This window comes from Streptomyces rubradiris (genome assembly GCF_016860525.1).
GTDB classification, from domain to species: Bacteria; Actinomycetota; Actinomycetes; order Streptomycetales; family Streptomycetaceae; genus Streptomyces; species Streptomyces rubradiris.
The window spans coordinates 4,632,062-4,649,500 of the sequence record NZ_BNEA01000015.1 but is presented as its reverse complement, the minus strand read 5'-3'; the positions used below and the strand labels follow the sequence as shown (position 1 = coordinate 4,649,500).

Sequence of the window (17,439 nt, the reverse complement as noted above, 5' to 3'; positions counted from 1 at the left end):
CGGGCCATTCCTGACTCCTCGTCAGTTCAGTAACCTGACACAGCGTCAGTTAGTGCTGTCTCACAGGGAGGCGGGCGGAACGATGCTCGGATCGACCCACGGCACCCTCACCACCGACTCCCGCCAGGCCCGGGTCATCGCCTGCGGTGAGCAGCGGCCCGGCCCCGCCGTCCACGACCGGGTGGCGGACCTCGACGTCAGCGGACGCCCGCTGCACGCGGACGTACCCGACCTCGCCCGGTTCTTCCGGCCCGGGTCCGTCGCCGTGATCGGGGCCTCCGACGCCGAGGGGCGGCCCAACACCGGCATCACCCGGCAACTGCTCGACTGGGCCGGCCGGGTCGGGGCCCGGGTGCACCCGGTGCACCCGACCCGCGGGTCCGTCTTCGGCCTGCCCTGCGTCCCCTCCGTCGCCCGGCTGCCCGAACCGGTCGACCTGGCCGTGCTGCTGGTCGCCGACCCGCTGCCGGTGATCGGTGAACTCGCCGATGCCAAGGCGCGGTTCGTGGTCGTCTTCGCCTCCGGGTTCGCCGAGACCGGGCAGGCCGGCGCCGAGGCCCAGGAACGCCTCGCCGAGGCGGCACGGGACGCCGGGGTGCGGCTGCTCGGCCCCAACACCAACCTCAACGCCTTCGAACGGTTCCGGGAGGACCTGACCGGGCCCGCCATCGCGCTGATCACCCAGTCCGGGCACCAGGGCCGGCCCGTCTTCGCCCTCCAGGAACTGGGCATCCGGCTCTCCCACTGGGCGCCCACCGGCAACGAGGCCGACCTGGAGACCGCCGACTTCCTGTCCTGGTTCGCCGAGCGGCCCGAGGTCGGCGCGATCGCCTGCTATCTGGAGGGGCTCAAGGACGGCCGAGCCTTCCTGCTGGCCGCCGACCGGGCCGCCCGGCGCGGGGTGCCGGTGGTCGCCGTGAAGGTGGGCCGGACCGAGGCCGGCGCCCGCACCGCCGCCTCGCACACCGGCAAGCTCACCGGCGCCGACGACGTGGTGGACGCGGCCCTGCGGCAGTACGGCGTGATCCGTGTCGACGCCCTGGACGAACTCCAGGACACCGCCGCGCTGCTGGCCCGGGCCCGGCCGCCGCGATCGGACGGGGTGGTCGTCTACTCCATCTCGGGCGGCACCGGAGCGCACGTCGCCGACCTCGCCACCGGCGCGGGGCTGCGGCTGCCGACGCTGTCGGCGGAGAAACAGGCCGAGCTGCACCAGTGGATACCGGACTACCTGAACGTGGCCAACCCGGTGGACAACGGCGGCCACCCGGTGGGCGACGAGCGAGGCCGGAAGATCATCGACGCGCTGCTCGCCGACCCGGCCGTCGGGGTGCTGGTCTGCCCGGTCACCGGCCCCTTCCCGCCGCTCAGCGACCGGCTGGTGCGCGACCTGGCCGACGCCGCCGAGGAGACCGACAAGCTGGTGTGCGTGGTGTGGGGGTCACCGGCCGGGACCGAGCCGGCGTACCGGGAGGTGCTGCTCGGCTCCTCCCGCGTGGCCACCTTCCGCACGGTCGGCAACTGTCTGCGCGCCGTCCGCGCCTGGCTGGACCACCACCGCTTCACCGGCGGCTACCGCTCCCCGTTCGACACGGCCCCGCGCACCCCCTCCCCCTCGTTCCGCAAGGCGGAGGCACTGCTGCGGCCGGGCGCCCGGCTCAGCGAGCACGCGGCCAAGCAGCTGCTGCGGGCCTACGGCATCCGGGTGCCGCGCGAGCAGCTCGTGACCAGCGCGGCGGCGGCCGTGCGGGCGGCCGGGCAGGTGGGCTACCCGGTGGTGATGAAGGCCTCCGGCGCGCGGATCGCGCACAAGACCGAGCTGGGCCTGGTGAAGATCGGCCTGACCTCGGCGAGCCAGGTCCGCGACGCCTACCGGGAGCTGACCGACATCGCCCGCTACGAGGACGTCGGGCTGGACGGCGTCCTGGTGTGCCAGATGATCGAGCGGGGCGTGGAGATGATGGTCGGCGTCACCCACGACGAGCTGTTCGGGCCGACGGTGACGGCCGGGCTCGGCGGCATCCTGGTGGAGGTGCTGCGCGACACGGCGGTCCGCGTCCCGCCCTTCGGCGAGGAGCAGGCCCGCGCCATGCTGGACGAGCTGCGCGGCCGGGCCCTGCTGGGCGGGGTGCGGGGCCGCCCGCCGGCCGATGTGGACGCGCTGGTGGAGGTCGTCCTGCGGGTCCAGCGGATGGCCCTGGAGCTGGGCTCGCACCTGGCCGAGCTGGACATCAACCCGCTGATGGTGCTGGACCGGGGGCAGGGCGCGGTGGCGCTGGACGCGCTGGTGGTGTGCCGGTGACGGGCGACGTGCGGCACGAGGTGTGCGACGGGGTCTCGTACCTCACCCTGGACCGCCCCGAGGCGCTGAACGCCCTCACCCCGGACATGCGGGAGCGGCTGATCGGGCTGCTGGCCCGGGCGTCGGCCGATCCGGCGGTACGGGCGGTGGTGCTCACCGGCACCGGACGCGGCTTCTGCGCGGGCGCGGACCTGCGGGGCGGGGCCGGTGCGGGTGGGCGGGCGACGGGGGGCTCGACGCCGGTGCCGGGGGACGGAGCGCGGACGGCGGAGGACTCGACGCCCGTGCCGGGAGACGGAGCGCAGGGAGCGGGGGCCGCGGCACCGGGAGACGGGGCGCGGGTGGTGGGGGATGTGGCGCGGGTGCTGCGGCTGGGCGCACAGCGGCTGATCGCGGCCGTGCTGGACTGCGAGAAGCCGGTCCTGGCGGCGGTGAACGGCACGGCGGCCGGGCTCGGCGCGCATCTGGCCCTGGCCTGCGATCTGGTGCTGGCCGCCGAGTCGGCCCGGTTCATCGAGGTGTTCGTGCGGCGCGGCCTGGTCCCGGACGGCGGCGGCGCCTATCTGCTGCCCCGGCTGGCCGGCCCGCACCGGGCGAAGGAGCTGATGTTCTTCGGCGACGCGGTGGACGCGGGACGGGCCGAGCGGCTGGGCCTGGTCAACCTGGTCGTCCCGGACGCCGAGCTGGCGGCGACGGCCCGCGCGTGGGCGGCCCGGCTGGCCTCGGGGCCGACGCGGGCACTGGCCCTGACCAAGCAGCTGGTGAACGCCTCCCTGGACGACGGCCGCGCCGCCGCGTTCGCCGCGGAGTCCTGGGCCCAGGAGATCAACATGACGACGCGGGACGCCCGGGAGGGGCTGCGGGCGTTCACGGAGCGCCGGGCGCCGCACTTCGACGGCCGCTGACCTTCCCATCTCACGGTCCGTCAGTTTCAATGAGGCAATGATGGGTCACGCGGGGGCGGCGGCGGCCGCCGTGCGGTACCTGGGACCCGGGCCGGTGGAGCCGCCGGCCCGGCCGCGGTTGCGGTGCGTCCCGGCGGACGAGCGGGCATCGGAGGACGGGCGGGCGCCGGTGGACGAGCGCGCCCCGGTGGACCCGGCGGAGTTCCGCCGGGTGCTGGGGAACTTCGCCAGCGGTGTCACGGTCGTCACGGCCCCGGCGACGCGGGAGACGCGGGACGGTCCGGGACCGGCCGGTTTCGCCTGCCAGTCCTTCGCCTCCCTCTCCCTCGACCCGCCCCTGGTCTGCTTCATGGTCGGCCGCGCCTCCACCACCTGGCCGCGCATCGCCCGCGCCGGGGTGTTCTGCGTCAACGTGCTCGGCGCCGGGCAGGACGAGCTGTGCCGGGCGTTCGCGGTGAGCGGCGCGGACAAGTTCGCCGGGGTCGCCCACGACCCGGCGCCCGTCTCCGGCGCGCCCCGGCTGGCCGGCGCCGTCGCCTGGATCGACTGCGCCGTGCACGCCGTGCACACCGGGGGCGACCACCTCATCGTCGTCGGCCGGGTGACCGCCCTCGGCACCGACGGCACGGACCGGCCCCTGCTGTTCCACCGGGGCCGGTTCGCCCGGCTCGCCGACGACTGAGCCCCGGTCAGCGCGGCACCAGCCGCCACAGGGACGTGACCTCGGCGGCGCGGGCCGCGTGCAGCGGGTCGCGCGGGTCGGCCGCCCGGGGGTGGCGCGGGCGGGTGCCGATCCGGCCGGCGATCCGCAGCCCCGCCGCCTCGATCGCCGTCAGCAGGTCGTCCCGGGTGCGCAGACCGAGGTGTTCGGCCAGGTCGGAGAGGATCAGCCAGCCCTCCCCGGCCGGCTCCAGACGCTCCGGCAGGCCCGTCAGGAAGGCGCTCAGCATCCTGCCCGACGGGTCGTACACGCCCTGCTCCAGCGTGGAGACGGGGCGGCCCGGCAGCCAGGGCGGGTTGCAGACGACGAGACCGGCCCGGCCGGGCGGGTAGAGGTCCGGGCCGGTGACCGTGATGCGGTCCGCCAGCCCCAGCCGGTGCGCGGTGTCCCGGGCGCAGGCCCGGGCCCGGGGGCTGATGTCCGTGCCCACCACCCGGCCGACCCCGCGCCGGGCCAGGACGGCCGCGAGGACACCGGTACCGGTGCCGAGGTCGAAGGCGGTGCGCACGGGCGGCAGCGGGGCCCGCGCCACCAGGTCGACGTACTCGCCGCGCACCGGCGCGAAGACGCCGTAGTGCGGGTGGACCCGGGCGCCCAGCGCGGGGACCTCGACGCCCCGCTCCCGCCACTGGTGGGCGCCCAGGACGCCCAGCAGTTCGCGCAGCGGGATCAGGCGCGGGCCCTCGGGCGGGCCGTAGGCGGCGGTGCAGGCGGCCCGGACGTCGGGGGCGCGGCGCAGGTCCAGGCCGTGGTCCGGCTCCAGCAGGACGGTGAGCCGGCCCAGTACCCGGGCGCGGTGCGCGCGGAAGCGGCGCTGGAGGCGGAAGGTCTCGGCCGGCGCGGCGGCGGGACCGGGCGCCGTCCGGTCGACGCGGCGCTCCAGGGCGCGCAGCAGGTGGCGCGCGCCCGGGTAGTCGCCCCGCCACAGCAGTGCGGTGCCCTCGCAGGCGAGCCGGTAGGCGGTGGCGGCGCGGATACGGTCGTCGGCGACGACCAGGCGGCGGGGTGCGGGCAGTCCGCTCTCAGAGTGCCAGCGGGCGGGCAGGGGTTCGTCGGTGGTCCGGTCGGTCTTCGACACGGTGTGCTCCTCGGGGTGTTCCGGCGTGGGCGGGCACGAGGAACACGTCGAAGAGGACCATGCCGAGTGTCACGGGACTTTCCTTTCGCTGCTGGTGCGTTCAGGATACGGCGGGCGCGACGGCCGGGGCCGTGCGCCGTATGACCAGGGACATCAGGGCGGCCGCCGCGCACAGCGTGCCGGAGGCGTACCAGACCAGGTCGTAGGAGCCGAAGACGTCCCGGGCGACGCCGCCGAGGTAGGCGACGAGGGCCGCGCCGATCTGGTGGGCGGCGAGCACCCAGCCGAAGACGATGGCGCTGTCCTCGCCGAACTGCTCGCGGCACAGGGCGAGGGTGGGCGGGACGGTGGCCACCCAGTCCAGTCCGTAGAAGATGATGAAGAAGATCATCGACGGCTTTATGGAGGGGCCGAGCAGCATCGGCAGGAAGAGCAGGGACAGTCCGCGCAGGGCGTAGTAGACGGCGAGCAGGCGGCGGGGTTCGAACCGGTCGGTGAACCAGCCGGAGGCGATCGTGCCGACGACGTCGAACACGCCGATGACCGCGAGCAGCGAGGCCGCCGTCGTCACGGGCATGCCGTGGTCGTGCTCGGCGGGCACGAAGTGGGTCTGCACCAGGCCGTTGGTGGAGGCACCGCAGATCGCGAAGGTGCCGGCCAGCAACCAGAAGGTGCCGGTGCGCACGGAGCCGGACAGCACGGTGAGCGTACGGCGGGCGGCGCCGGTGACCGGCGGCGGCTTGGGCACGAACTCCCGTGCCCCGTAGGGCTTCTCGCCCAGGTCGGCCGGGTGGTCGCGCAGCAGCAGCCAGACCAGGGGGACCACGGCCAGCGCGGTCAGCCCGACCGTGACCGCGGCGGGCCGCCAGCCGTGGTCCTCCACCACCCAGGACAGCACCGGCAGGAAGACCAACTGGCCGGAGGCGGAAGCCGCGGTGAGGATGCCGCTGACCAGGCCGCGCCGCTCGGTGAACCACCGGTTGGTGACCGTCGCGGCGAACGCCAGCGCCATGGACCCGGTGCCCAGCCCCACCAACAGTCCCCAGCACAGCAGAAGTTGCCAGGGGGCCGTCATCCACACGGTCAGCAGGGAGCCGAACGCGATCACGGTGAGCGCGGCGGCGACCACCCGGCGGATGCCGAAACGATCCATCAGAGCCGCGGCGAACGGCGCGGTCAGCCCGTACAGGGCCAGGTTGATGGAGACGGCCGCGCCGATCGTGCCGCGCGACCAGCCGAACTCCTGGTGCAGCGGGTCGATGAGCAGACCGGGCAGCGAACGGAAGGCCGCCGCGCCCGTGATCGTGACGAAGGTGACGGCGGCGACGAACCAGGCGCGGTGCACTCGGCGGCGCGGGGCGGGCGGGGCTTGGACAGGGGTGGCGGCTGGGCTTGTCTGAGTCACGTCACGAGATTCCGTTTTTCGCACCTGTCACATCGAGTGGCCCGAAGGACAGCATTCGCTAGGATCGGGCCATGACCTCCGAAGGGGATTTCCGCCCGCACCGGGTCGCCGTCCTCGCTCTGGACGGCCTGCTGCCCTTCGAACTGGGCATCCCGCACCGGATCTTCGGCCGGCCCCGGGACGCGCTGCGGCGCCGCCTGTACGAGGTCGTCACCTGCTCCGTCCGCCCGCCCGGCCGGGTCGACACGGACGCCGACTTCACCCTCCACGTCCCGCACGGCCCGCAGGCGCTGGCCACCGCCGACACGGTGATCATCCCGGCCTCGTACGAGCTGGGCCCGGTCTACGAGGAGGGCCGGCTCACCGACGAACTCGCCATCGCCCTCTCCCATGTCCGCCCCGGCACCCGGCTCGCCTCCATATGCACCGGCGCCTACGTCCTCGCCGCCGCCGGCCGTCTGGACGGCCGCCCGGCCACCACGCACTGGGCCGACGCCGAGCGGTTCCAGCGGATGTTCCCGAAGGTCAAGGTGGACGCCAACGTGCTGTTCATCGACGACGGCGACGTGCTGACCTCGGCCGGGGTGGCCGCCGGGATCGATCTGTGCCTGCACATGGTCCGGCGCGACTTCGGTTCGGCGGTCGCCAACGAGGTCGCCCGGATCACGGTCGTACCGCCCCACCGCGACGGCGGCCAGGCCCAGTACGTGCAGCGCCCGGTGCCCGATCCCCAGCTCGCGACGACGGCGACCGCCCGCGCCTGGGCGCTCGGCCGGCTGCACGAGCCGATCCAGCTGCGGGACATGGCCGCACAGGAGGCGATGTCGGTGCGCACCTTCACCCGGCGCTTCCGCGAGGAGGCCGGCATCAGCCCCGGCCAGTGGCTCACCCAGCAGCGCGTGGAGCGGGCCCGGCAACTGCTGGAGTCCACCGAGCTGTCGATGGACCAGGTGGCCCGGGAGTCCGGCTTCGGCACGGCCCAGTCGATGCGCCAGCACCTACAGGCCGCGCTGGGCGTCACCCCCACCGCCTACCGGCGCACCTTCCGCACCGCCGGCGGCACCGAGCGCCCCGTCCGCACCGGCCCCGGCACCGGCACCGCCACCGGCACCCCGCGCTGACCGGCCGACGCGTATCTCACCCCACCACCCGACCGCCGTCAGCAGCAGGGTCAGGGACACGCCCGCCAGGATCGCCGTCGAGGGCGTGGTGTGCGGCAGCAGGGCGCCGGCGAGCGAGCCGGTGGCCGCGTACCCGGCGCCGACGGCGGCGTACATGACCGAGTAGCCGGCCGCCAGGGCGTGCGGCGGGAGCGCCTCGCGCAGGGACAGGTTGCGGGTGAGCAGCGCTCCGGACTGGAGCAGTCCCGCCACGGCCAGCGCCACCGCCATGCCCGGTGCCGCCGGTATCAGGGCGACCAGGCACACCGCGGCCGACATGCCCGCCATCAGCACCACGCTGCGGGTGGCGAGCCGGCCCGGCCAGGACCGCAACCCGTACGCGAAGGCGCCCGCGGCGGAGGCCACCGACATCACCGTCAGCAGCGGGCCCGCCCAGCCCACGCCGATCCCGCGCTGTTCGAGCAGGGCGGGCAGGACCAGTTCGGCCAGCGACAGCAGGGACAGCCCGGCCGCGCCCGTGACGTACACCGGCCAGGCGCGGGCCAGCACCCGCAGCTTCGAGGCGCCCCGCCCGCCGGCCCCGTCCGGCTCCGCCGCCCAGCCCGCCGGCAGCAGCCACAGGCCCAGCGCGGCGGCCGCCATCAGGGCGGCTTCGAGCAGCAGCGGCAGGCGGGGGCCGACGCCGAGGGCGAGGCCGGTGACGGCGGCCGGGGAGACGGCCCAGACGCCGAAGGTGAGCATCGACTCGACGGACAGCGCCTGGGCCGCCGCGTGCCGGGGGACCAGGGAGGTGAGCAGGGCTCGCAGCCCGCCGGGCACCGCGGCGGGACCGGCCCCGGCGAGGAAGGCGAAGGCGGCGAGCAGCGCGGCGGGCGCGGCCGCGAACGCCCCGAGGCCGGCGAAGCCGACGGCGCCCGCGACCAGACCCGCGGCCAGGTGCGGGCGGGCCCGGCCGGGGTCCAGGCGCATGCCGAGCACCGGGGCACCGACGATCTCGCCGATGACGTAGGCGGCGGCCAGGGCCGCGCCCAGCGCGTAGCCGCCGGGGCGCTCACGGACCAGGAAGACCAGCGCCAGCGGGGCCATCGCCACCGGCATCCGGGCGCCGACGGCCACCAGGGCCCAGGTCAGGACCCGCCGGGAAACGACTTCGCGGTAGCTCATGCCTCGACGGTAGGGGGCGGCGCCGACAACCGCCTCCCCCATTTCCGGCGCCTGTGGATAACTCCGCCCGGCCGCTCCGCCATTGTCCGGTCCGGCCCTCGCGTCCGCGCACAAAGCGCACTGCCCTTCCGCGACCTGACGCCCCGCAAGGCCGCCTCAGAACGTCAGTACCACCCGTGCCACCCGTCCCTCCTCCGCGTCCGTGCGGGCCTTGGCGAAGTCCTCCACCGGGTGGACGGCCGTCACGAGTTCGTCCAGCAGCAGGTGGCCCTGGCGGTACAGCTCGGCGTAGCGGGCGATGTCCCGTTGCGGGCGCGAGGAGCCGTAGCGGCAGCCGAGGATCGACTTGTCCAGGTAGAGGGCGGAGACCGGGAAGGACGCCTCGGCCCCGGCGGGCGGCACGCCGAGCAGGACGGCCTGGCCGTGCCGGTCGAGCAGGCCGACGGCCCGCTCGACCAGCTCCACCCGTCCGACGCACTCGAAGACGTGGTCGGCTCCGGTCGGCAGCAGGTCCCGGACGTCCTCCGCCGAGGTCAGGAACTCGGTGGCGCCGAACCGCCGGGCCACCGCCTCCTTGGCCGGGTCGGCGTCCACGGCCACGACGGCGGCGGCGCCCGCGAGCCGCGCGCCCTGCAGGACGTTCAGCCCGACCCCGCCCGCGCCGATGACGACCACGCTGTCCCCGTGCTCCACCCGGGCCCGGTTCAGCACCGCGCCGACGCCGGTGAGCACCCCGCACCCGAGCAGCGCGGCGGACGTCAGGGGGATGTCCGGCGGTATCCGCACCGCCTGCACGGCCTTGACGACCGTACGTTCCGCGAAGGCGGAGCTCGCCGCGAACTGGTGCACCGGGCCGGTGCCCCGCCGGAACGGGGTGCCCGGGCGTCCGATCGCCCGCCGGCACATGGTGGGCCGGCCCCGGTCGCAGTCCGGGCAGGTGCCGCAGTTGGCGAGCGTGGACAGGGCCACGTGGTCACCGGGGGCGACATGGCCGACTCCGGCGCCCACCGCCTCCACGATCCCGGCGCCCTCGTGCCCCAGCACCACCGGCACCGGGAACGGAATGGTGCCGTCCACCACCGACAGGTCGCTGTGGCACAGCCCGGCCGCCGCGATCGCCACCAGCACCTCGCCCGGCCCGGGTTCCCGGACCGCGAGATCGCCGACGACCTCGGTCCGGCTGCCGTCGAACACCACCGCGCGCATCACACGGCCCCCTTCGCCTCAGCCGGCAGGCCGAGCACGCGCTCGGCGATGATGGTGCGCTGGATCTGGTCCGAGCCGCCGTAGATGGTGTCGGCGCGGCTGAACAGGAACAGGTGCTGGGCCGCGTCGATCTCGTACGGCGCCCCGGCCGACCAGTCGGCGGGCCCGACGGCCGCTCGCGCTCCCCTGACCTGGACCGCCAGTTCGCCCAGCCTCTGGTGCCAGTTCGCCCACAGCAGCTTGGCGACGCTGGGCGCCCCCTGATCGCCCGGGCCGCCGAGGGTGCGCAGGGCGTGCAGCCGCATGGCGCGCAGCTCGGCCCACTGCCGTATCAGCCGGGCGCGCAGCACGGGGTCCGCCGCGGCCCCGGTCTCGACGGCCGTGGCCACGACCTCGGCCAGCTCCCGGGCGAAGCCGATCTGCTGGGCCAGGGTGGACACCCCGCGTTCGAACCCGAGCAGGCTCATCGCCACCCGCCAGCCCTGGCCCTCCGCACCGACGACGTGCTCCACGCGCGCGCGTGCCCCGTCGAAGAAGACCTCGTTGAAGTCGCTGGTGCCGGTCAGCTGGCGGATGGGCCGCACCTCGATCCGGCCGGGCTGGTCCATGGGCACGAGCAGGAAGCTCAGCCCGTGGTGGCGGCGCGAGCCCGGGTCGGTCCGGGCCAGCACGAAGCACCAGTCGGCCTCGTGGGCGAGCGAGGTCCAGGTCTTCTGCCCGCTGATCCGGTAGTACGCCCCGTCCCGGACCGCTGCCGTGCGCACCCCGGCGAGGTCCGACCCGGCGCCGGGTTCGCTGTAGCCCTGGCACCACAGTTCCTCGCCGGCGGCGACGGGCGGCAGGAACCGCCTCTTCTGCCCGGTGTCGCCGTGCGCGAGGAGGGTGGGGGCGAGCAGGTTCTCGCCGATGTGCCCGGAGCGCGGCGGGGCGCCGCAGCGGGCGTACTCCTCGGCCCAGACGACCTGTTGGGTGAGCGTGGCGGTGCGGTTGCCGTACCCGGCCTCGGACCAGCCGAGCCCGATCCAGCCGGCCGCGCCGAGCGTCCGCTCCCAGTCACGGCCGCGCGTGGCCGCGCCCCGGTGGGCGGTCAGCCAGGCGCGGGCCTCGGCGCGGAACGCCTCGTCCCGCGCGCCGAAGTCGAAGTCCATGCCGCCGCCTCAGGCGTTGGGCCGCGCGCCGCCGCGCGCGGCCCGCTCCATGGCCGCCACCTCGTTCAGCAGCGGCATCGGGTCGGTGCCCACCGTCCCCGGCAGGAACTCCGCGATGCGCTCCGGGGTCCAGTGACCGTCCTCGGCGTAGGCGGCGCGCAATTCCCTGGGCTGGGCCCACACGGCGATCTTCGGCCCGGCCACGGTGTACACCTGCCCGGTGATGCCCTGGGCGGCGGCCCGCTCGGACAGCAGGTACACCACCAGCGCGGCCACGTCCTCGGGCTCGCCCAGTTCGGCCAGGCGCGTGGGCACGCCCGCCGACATCCGGGTACGGGCCACCGGCGCCACCGCGTTGGCGGTCACCCCGTACTTGTGCAGGCCGAGCGCGGCGCTGCGCACGAGCGAGATGATCCCGCCCTTGGCCGCGCTGTAGTTGGCCTGGGAGACGGAGCCCTGGTGGTTGCCGCTGGTGAAGCCGACGAGGGTGCCCGAGCGCTGTCCGCGCATGACGGCACTGGCGGCCCGGAACACGGTGAACGTGCCCTTCAGGTGGGTGGCGAGGACCGGGTCCCACTCCTCCTCGGTCATGTTGAACAGCATCCGTTCCCGCAGGATGCCCGCCACGCACACGGCTCCGTCGAGGCGGCCGTAGGTCTCCACGGCCGTGTCCACGACCCGCTGTCCGCCGGCCATGGTGGAGATGTCGTCGGCGACCGCGACGGCCTCGCCGCCCGCCGCCGCGATCTCCTTGACGACGGCCTCGGCGACCTCGCTGGTGGGCGAGGCGCCGTCCACCGCCACGCCGTAGTCGTTGATGACGACCTTCGCGCCCTCGGCCGCCGCCGCCAGCGCGACCGCCCGGCCGATCCCGCGCCCGGCACCGGTCACGGCGACCACCTTGCCTGCCAAGAAGTTCCCCACGCCCGGCCCCTTCCCGCGGTTTCTGACGGTCCGTTAGATTCTATGGCCCGGCGGACGCGCGGACACAAGCCCCGGGGAGGCACCGGATGGCACTGCCCAAGGAGTTCCACGAGATCGCCCGGCGCGTGAACAACTGGGGGCGCTGGGGGGCCGGCGACGAGACCGGCACCCTGAACCTGATCACCGACGAGGTGGTGCGGGCGGCGGCCGGCGAGGTGCGCACCGGCCGGCGGGTCCCGCTGGCCCTGCCGCTGCGGCAGGACGGGGTGCAGACCGGGGTGATCCCGGGCCGGGTCAATCCGCTGCACGCGATGGTGCAGCTCAACCAGGAGCTGTTCGGCCCGGGGACCGTGGCGTGCAGCGACGACGTGGTGACGATGGGCCTCCAGGCGGGCACCCACTGGGACGCGCTGCCCCATGTCTCGCACTCCGGGACGCTGTACAACGGGCGCCCGGCGGACACGGTCACCGCGCACGGCGGCGCGGAGTTCGGCGGCATCGACAAGGTGCGGCACCTGGTCTCGCGCGGGGTGCTGCTGGACGTGGCGGGCGCGCGGGGCGTGGAGCGGCTGGCCGGGGGCCACGCGGTGACGCCGGAGGACCTGGAGGAGGCCGAGGAGTTCGGCCGGGTCCGGGTGCGGGCCGGGGACGTCGTACTGGTGCGGACCGGGCAGGTGCGGGTGTATCTGGCCGGGGACCGGCACGGGTACGGTCATCCGTCGCCGGGGCTGTCGGTGCGCTGCCCGGAGTGGTTCCACGCGCGCGATGTGGCCGCGGTCGCGAACGACACGCTGACGTTCGAGATCTTTCCGCCCGAGATCGAGAATCTGTGGCTGCCCGTGCACGCGCTGCATCTGGTGGAGATGGGCATGCCGCAGGGCCAGAACTGGAATCTCGAAGAATTGTCCACAGCCTGTGGAGAAACCGGCCGGTACGCGTTCCTGCTGTCGGCGATGCCCGAGCCGTTCGTGGGCGCGACGGGCACGCCGGTGGCACCGGTGGCGGTCCTGTGACCGGCGGCACCGGTGCGCCAGTGGGCATCTCAAGAACGTCGGTGCGCCGGCGGCCGTCTCGTGAACGGCGGGGTACCGGTGGCCGTCTCGTGAACGGCGGGGTACCGGTGCGCTCGCGGCCCCCGTCCCGTGAACGGCGGCACCCGGGCCGCTACACCGCTTCGAAGGCGAAGCCCTCGTACGCGGGCAGTCCGCCCCCGTACGCCAGCGCGGCGTTCCGCCGGGGCGGTGAACAGCGGTCCAGTTCGCACCAGATGCTCTTGCCGGCGCCCTCGGGGCTCCAGCCCCAGCGGTCGGCGAGACACTCCACGAGGGCCAGGCCCCGCCCGCCGGTGGCGTCGTCGCCGGCACACCGGGGCTGGGGCGCCCGCGAGCTGGTGTCGGCGACCTCGACCCGCACCGGGGCCGGCGTGCCGTTCCCGGCCGCCGCGCCCGGCAGGCACAGCCGCAGCACGGCCGGCCGGCCGGTGTGCACCACGGCGTTGGTCACCAGCTCGGAGACGAGCAGGATCAAGGTCTCGGCCAGCGGCTCGTCCGCCGTTATGCCCGACCCGGCGAGCCGCGAGCGGGCCCACCGCCTGGCCCGCCCCACCTCCGCGGGGTCGGGCCGGATCTCCAGCTGCACTCGAAGCACCTGCACCGCTCACACCATCCGAACCGGCGGACACATGACCCCGCACCGTCCGCGCGCCACGGCGTCCGCCGCGGCGACGATCACGACGAGGGCCACGATCGTAGCCATTTTCTGCATGGCCAGAACAACGACCAGAGCCGGGAGTCACGGACTGTGACTCCCTTACTGCACAGCATGGTTGACTGACAGTCACGCCAACAAGCGCTTCGGGCATATTCCCGCGCGAAGGAGTACGTATAGGGGATACTGTGCGACGCTCGTGACGCCGAGTCGAACAAACCCGGGGCCGAATCCCCAACCGCCGTGCGAGCAGCGGCGGGCGCCACTTGGCCCGAAATCGACCCGGGGCGGCACCGGCCCGGCCCGCTCGCGCGGTCCCGCGCCGCGCCCCCACCGTACCGGAGCGGCCGGGCGACCACGCACCGTGACGAGCCCGCCGGAGGTCGTCACCGGTTGTCGCGCAGCGTTACCTATGAGCGCCACGACCGAAATATCATTGGCCAACGCTTCACCGTCGACGACCGGCGGAAACCGCCACCGGCTCAGTCCGCCAGCGCGGCGGCCAGCCGTTCCTCGCTCCACGCGCTCCCTCCGGCCCTCCGCGCCCGCACCCAGGCCCGCTTCAGGTGCAGGTGCACATCCGCCTCCCAGGTGAACCCCATGCCGCCGTGCACCTGGAGACAGTCCCGGGCCCCCCGCACGGCGGCCTCGTCGGCGAGCAGCCGGGCGGCGGCGATGTCGGCGGGGTCGGCGGTCACGGCGGCGGCGTAGACGGCGGCCCGGGCGGTCTCGGCCCGCACCAGCAGCTCCGCGCACAGGTGCTGCACGGCCTGGAAGGCCCCGATCGGCCGCCCGAACTGCTCCCGCGTCCGCGCGTACCCCACGGCCAGCTCGCACACCCGCCCGGCCGTCCCCAACTGCTCGGCGGCGGTGAGGAGAACGGCGACCGGATCGGGCGCGGGAGAACGGGATTCCGGTAGCCGGTGCAGTGGTGTCAGCGGGTCGACGGACCGCAGGGGCACGGCGTCCCGGGCGTCCCCGCGCACGGTGTCCGCCGCGTCCAGCCACTCCACCAGCTCCCCGTCCACGGCCGTCACGACCGTCTCTCCGTGCGCCGCGCCGGGTACGGCGTCCGCCGCGAGGTGGGTGGCCACGAGGGGGCCGGGCAGCAGGGCCCGGCCCGCCTCCTCGAAGACCAGGACGGCCTCCGGCAGGCCCCCTCCGGCCCCGCCGTCCGCCTCCGGCAGCCGCAGCGAGAAGAACCCGGCGGCGCCGAGGGTGCGCCACAGCGCCCGGTCCAGCCGGCCCGGCGCGTCCACGGCCGCCCGCAGCCGCTCCCGCCCGAAGCACCGCCCCAGCAGCTCCCGCACCCCCGCGCGCAGGGCGAGTTGGTCGTCGTCGAGCCGGAATCGCACGGTCATCTCCCCCTGGGCAGGCCGAGGATGCGCTCGGCGACGATGGAGCGCTGGATCTGCGAGGTGCCGGCGGCGATGGTGTACGCCAGCGCCGACAGCCGGTCCGGCACCCAGGGCCGGTCCAGGTCGAGGGCGTCGGCGCCCAGGACGTCGGCCGCGGTGTCGTACAGCTCCTGACGGGCGTGCGAGTAGCGGAGCTTGAACACCGAGCCGCCCGCGCCCGGGACCCCGCCGCTCGCCTCCGCCTCGCTCACGTTCCACTGGACCAGCCGCCACAGCGCCCGGAACTCCGCCTCCAGCCGGACGAGCGCGCGGCGCAGCACGGGATCGTCCCAGCGGCCGTTCTCCCGGGCGGCGCGGGCGAGTGCGGCCAGCACCCGGCGGCAGGCGACGACCTCGCCGGCGAAGGCGGTGCCGCGCTCGAAGGAGAGGGTGACCTGCGTGACCCGCCAGCCGTCGTTCTCCTCCCCCACCCGGTGGGCGACCGGCACCCGCACCTCGTCCAGGAACACCTCGGCGAACTCCGCCGGCCCGGCGAGCGTGCGCAGCGGCCGTACGGTGACCCCCTCGGCGTCCATGGGCAGCGCCAGCCAGCTGATGCCCCGGTGCCGGGGGGCGTCGGGGTCGGTGCGCACCAGCAGTTCGCACCAGTCGGCGACCTCGGCGTGCGAGGTCCAGATCTTGGACCCGGTCACCACGTAGCAGTCACCGTCCCGCCACGCGCGCGTGCGCAGCGACGCGAGGTCGGAGCCCGCGCCCGGTTCGCTGAACCCCTGGCACCACACCTGCTCGCCGCGCAGGATCGGCGGCAGCCAGCGCGCCCGCTGCCCGGCGGTGCCCTCGGCGGCGATCGTGGGCCCGGCGTGCAGCAGCCCGACGAAGTTGGCGCCCACGTAGGGCGCGCCGGCCCGTTCGGTCTCCTCCAGGAAGATCAGCCGCAGGACGGGCGAGGAGTCCCAGTGCACACCGGCGTACCCGGCGTCGTACAGCATCCGCTGCCAGCCCAGGTCGTAGGCGCGGCGGGCGGGCCAGTCGTCCGGGGGCGGCTTGGCGGGCAGGCCGGGCAGGGCCGTGGCGAGCCACGCGCGCAGCCGGGCCCGGAACTCCTCTTCCTGCGGGGTGTAGGAGAGGTCCATCAGTCCAGGTCCAGGCCGAGCATGCGGATGGCGTTGCCCCGCATCAGCTTGTGCACGGTCTCGTCGTCCAGGTCCTTCACGTGGTCCAGGGCGACCTCCTTGGTGTGCGGGAAGGTCGAGTCGACGTGCGGGTAGTCGGTCTCGAAGGTGGCGTTGTCGCGGCCGACGGCGTCCAGCGAGGCGACACCGTGCCGGTCGCGGAAGAAGCAGCAGTAGATCTGCCGGTAGTAGTACGTCGACGGCGGCTCGGGCACCAGGTCGCGCACCCCGCCCCAGGCGCGGTGCTCCTCCCACACGTCGTCGGCGCGTTCCAGGGCGTACGGGATCCAGCCCATCTGGCCTTCCGAGTAGGCCAGCTTCAGCCGCGGGAAGCGCACCAGGACGCCGCTGAAGAGGTAGTCCGTCATCGAGGCCATCGCGTTGTTGAAGCTCAAGGAGGCCTGCACGGCGGGCGGCGCGTCCGGGGAGGCGGCGGGCATCTGGGAGCTGCTGCCGATGTGCATGGCGACGACCGTCCCCGTGTCCTGGCATTCGGCGAAGAAGGGGTTCCAGTAGCCGGAGTGGATGGAGGGCAGCCCGAGGTGGGTGGGGATCTCGGAGAAGGTGACGGCCCGCACCCCGCGCGCGGCGTTGCGCCGGATCTCCGCGACGGCCAGCTCCACGTCCCACAGCGGGACCAGGCACAGCGGGATCAGCCGGCCGCCGCTGTCCCCGCACCACTCCTCCACCATCCAGTCGTTGTAGGCGCGGACACAGGCCAGGGCGACCTCCTTGTCGTGGGCCTCGGCGAAGGTCTGCCCGCAGAAGCGCGGGAAGGTGGGGAAGCAGAGGCTGGCCTCGACGTGGTTGAGGTCCATGTCCGCCAGCCGCGCCCTGGGGTCCCAGCAGCCGCGCCGCATCTGCTCGCGGGTGATGCCCTCCAGGGTCATCTCGTCCCGGTCGAAGCCGACGGCGGCGATGTTGCGCTTGTACGGGAACTTCAGGTCCTCGTAGATCCACCAGTCGGTGGGCGGGCCCTCGGGGTCCATGGTGATCTGGTACTTCCCGCCCACGTAGGCGAGTTCCCCGATCCCGGCGGTCAGCGGCCGGGGTCCGCGGTCCCGGTAGCGGGCGGGCAGCCAGGTCTCGAAGAGGTGGGCGGGTTCGATCACGTGGTCGTCGACGCTGATGATGCGGGGCAGTTCTCTCGCCATGGTCCCCTCCGCCGGACGGTACTTATCTGATGGTCCGTCAGTTAGCATCTCAGCTGACGAGTCGTCAGCCAAGC

Annotated in this window: 14 protein-coding genes and 1 pseudogene; 5 read left to right on the top strand and 10 right to left on the bottom strand. The window is 74.6% G+C overall.

Annotation, left to right across the window (positions count from 1 at the left end; genetic code table 11):
- Positions 1 to 82: 82 nt before the first annotated feature.
- Genes Srubr_RS33940 through Srubr_RS33930 form a run of 3 tightly spaced genes read left to right on the top strand, consistent with a single transcriptional unit; the run spans position 83 to position 3,889 of the window.
- Positions 83 to 2,302 (top strand): acetate--CoA ligase family protein, encoded by a 2,220-nt coding sequence (locus tag Srubr_RS33940; RefSeq protein WP_189992286.1) that lies wholly within the window; start codon positions 83 to 85, stop codon positions 2,300 to 2,302.
- Positions 2,293 to 3,207, top strand: a complete 915-nt coding sequence (locus Srubr_RS33935; protein ID WP_189992288.1) for an enoyl-CoA hydratase/isomerase family protein — start codon at positions 2,293 to 2,295, stop codon at positions 3,205 to 3,207. The genes Srubr_RS33940 and Srubr_RS33935 overlap by 10 nt, the downstream gene beginning before the upstream one ends.
- A 40-nt stretch (positions 3,208 to 3,247) precedes the next feature.
- On the top strand, positions 3,248 to 3,889 hold the full coding sequence (locus Srubr_RS33930; RefSeq protein WP_189992762.1) for a flavin reductase family protein: 642 nt from the start codon (positions 3,248 to 3,250) through the stop codon (positions 3,887 to 3,889).
- A 7-nt stretch (positions 3,890 to 3,896) separates the two neighbouring features.
- Here Srubr_RS33930 and Srubr_RS33925 read toward each other — a convergent pair whose 3' ends face one another.
- Positions 3,897 to 5,006 (bottom strand): methyltransferase, encoded by a 1,110-nt coding sequence (locus Srubr_RS33925; RefSeq protein ID WP_189992290.1) that lies wholly within the window; start codon positions 5,004 to 5,006, stop codon positions 3,897 to 3,899.
- A 100-nt stretch (positions 5,007 to 5,106) separates the two neighbouring features.
- Positions 5,107 to 6,411, bottom strand: coding sequence for an MFS transporter (locus tag Srubr_RS33920; protein ID WP_189992292.1), 1,305 nt, complete (start codon positions 6,409 to 6,411; stop codon positions 5,107 to 5,109).
- A 71-nt stretch (positions 6,412 to 6,482) separates the two neighbouring features.
- On the opposite strand from Srubr_RS33920, the gene Srubr_RS33915 reads away from it, so the two are divergent.
- Complete coding sequence (locus Srubr_RS33915; RefSeq protein ID WP_189992294.1) at positions 6,483 to 7,532, top strand: GlxA family transcriptional regulator; 1,050 nt, start codon at positions 6,483 to 6,485, stop codon at positions 7,530 to 7,532.
- Between the two features lie 285 nt (positions 7,533 to 7,817).
- On the opposite strand, the pseudogene Srubr_RS33910 reads toward Srubr_RS33915, so the two are convergent.
- The 4 genes and pseudogenes from Srubr_RS33910 to Srubr_RS33895 form a co-directional block, all read right to left on the bottom strand.
- Positions 7,818 to 8,618: pseudogene (locus Srubr_RS33910) on the bottom strand (MFS transporter); the annotation flags it as partial.
- A gap of 234 nt (positions 8,619 to 8,852) precedes the next feature.
- Positions 8,853 to 9,902, bottom strand: coding sequence for an alcohol dehydrogenase catalytic domain-containing protein (locus Srubr_RS33905; protein ID WP_189992295.1), 1,050 nt, complete (start codon positions 9,900 to 9,902; stop codon positions 8,853 to 8,855).
- Positions 9,902 to 11,050 (bottom strand): acyl-CoA dehydrogenase family protein, encoded by a 1,149-nt coding sequence (locus Srubr_RS33900; RefSeq protein ID WP_189992297.1) that lies wholly within the window; start codon positions 11,048 to 11,050, stop codon positions 9,902 to 9,904. The genes Srubr_RS33905 and Srubr_RS33900 overlap by 1 nt, the downstream gene beginning before the upstream one ends.
- A gap of 9 nt (positions 11,051 to 11,059) precedes the next feature.
- Entirely contained in the window at positions 11,060 to 11,974 is a 915-nt protein-coding gene (locus Srubr_RS33895; RefSeq protein WP_189992299.1) for an SDR family oxidoreductase, read from the bottom strand.
- Between the two features lie 86 nt (positions 11,975 to 12,060).
- Here Srubr_RS33895 and Srubr_RS33890 point away from each other — a divergent pair, with 86 nt between their 5' ends.
- Positions 12,061 to 12,987 (top strand): cyclase family protein, encoded by a 927-nt coding sequence (locus tag Srubr_RS33890; RefSeq protein WP_189992300.1) that lies wholly within the window; start codon positions 12,061 to 12,063, stop codon positions 12,985 to 12,987.
- Positions 12,988 to 13,138: 151 nt separating this feature from the next.
- On the opposite strand, the gene Srubr_RS33885 is transcribed toward Srubr_RS33890, so the two are convergent.
- The 4 genes from Srubr_RS33885 to Srubr_RS33870 all read right to left on the bottom strand — a co-directional run bounded on the left by Srubr_RS33885 (position 13,139) and on the right by Srubr_RS33870 (position 17,365).
- Positions 13,139 to 13,612, bottom strand: coding sequence for an ATP-binding protein (locus tag Srubr_RS33885; protein ID WP_189992764.1), 474 nt, complete (start codon positions 13,610 to 13,612; stop codon positions 13,139 to 13,141).
- 551 nt (positions 13,613 to 14,163) lie between these two features.
- Complete coding sequence (locus Srubr_RS33880) at positions 14,164 to 15,036, bottom strand: acyl-CoA dehydrogenase family protein (protein ID WP_189992766.1); 873 nt, start codon at positions 15,034 to 15,036, stop codon at positions 14,164 to 14,166.
- 2 nt (positions 15,037 to 15,038) lie between these two features.
- Entirely contained in the window at positions 15,039 to 16,172 is a 1,134-nt protein-coding gene (locus Srubr_RS33875) for an acyl-CoA dehydrogenase family protein (RefSeq protein WP_189992302.1), read from the bottom strand.
- Positions 16,172 to 17,365, bottom strand: a complete 1,194-nt coding sequence (locus tag Srubr_RS33870) for an amidohydrolase family protein (protein WP_189992304.1) — start codon at positions 17,363 to 17,365, stop codon at positions 16,172 to 16,174. Before Srubr_RS33870 ends, Srubr_RS33875 begins: the two co-directional genes overlap by 1 nt.
- Positions 17,366 to 17,439 lie beyond the last annotated feature (74 nt).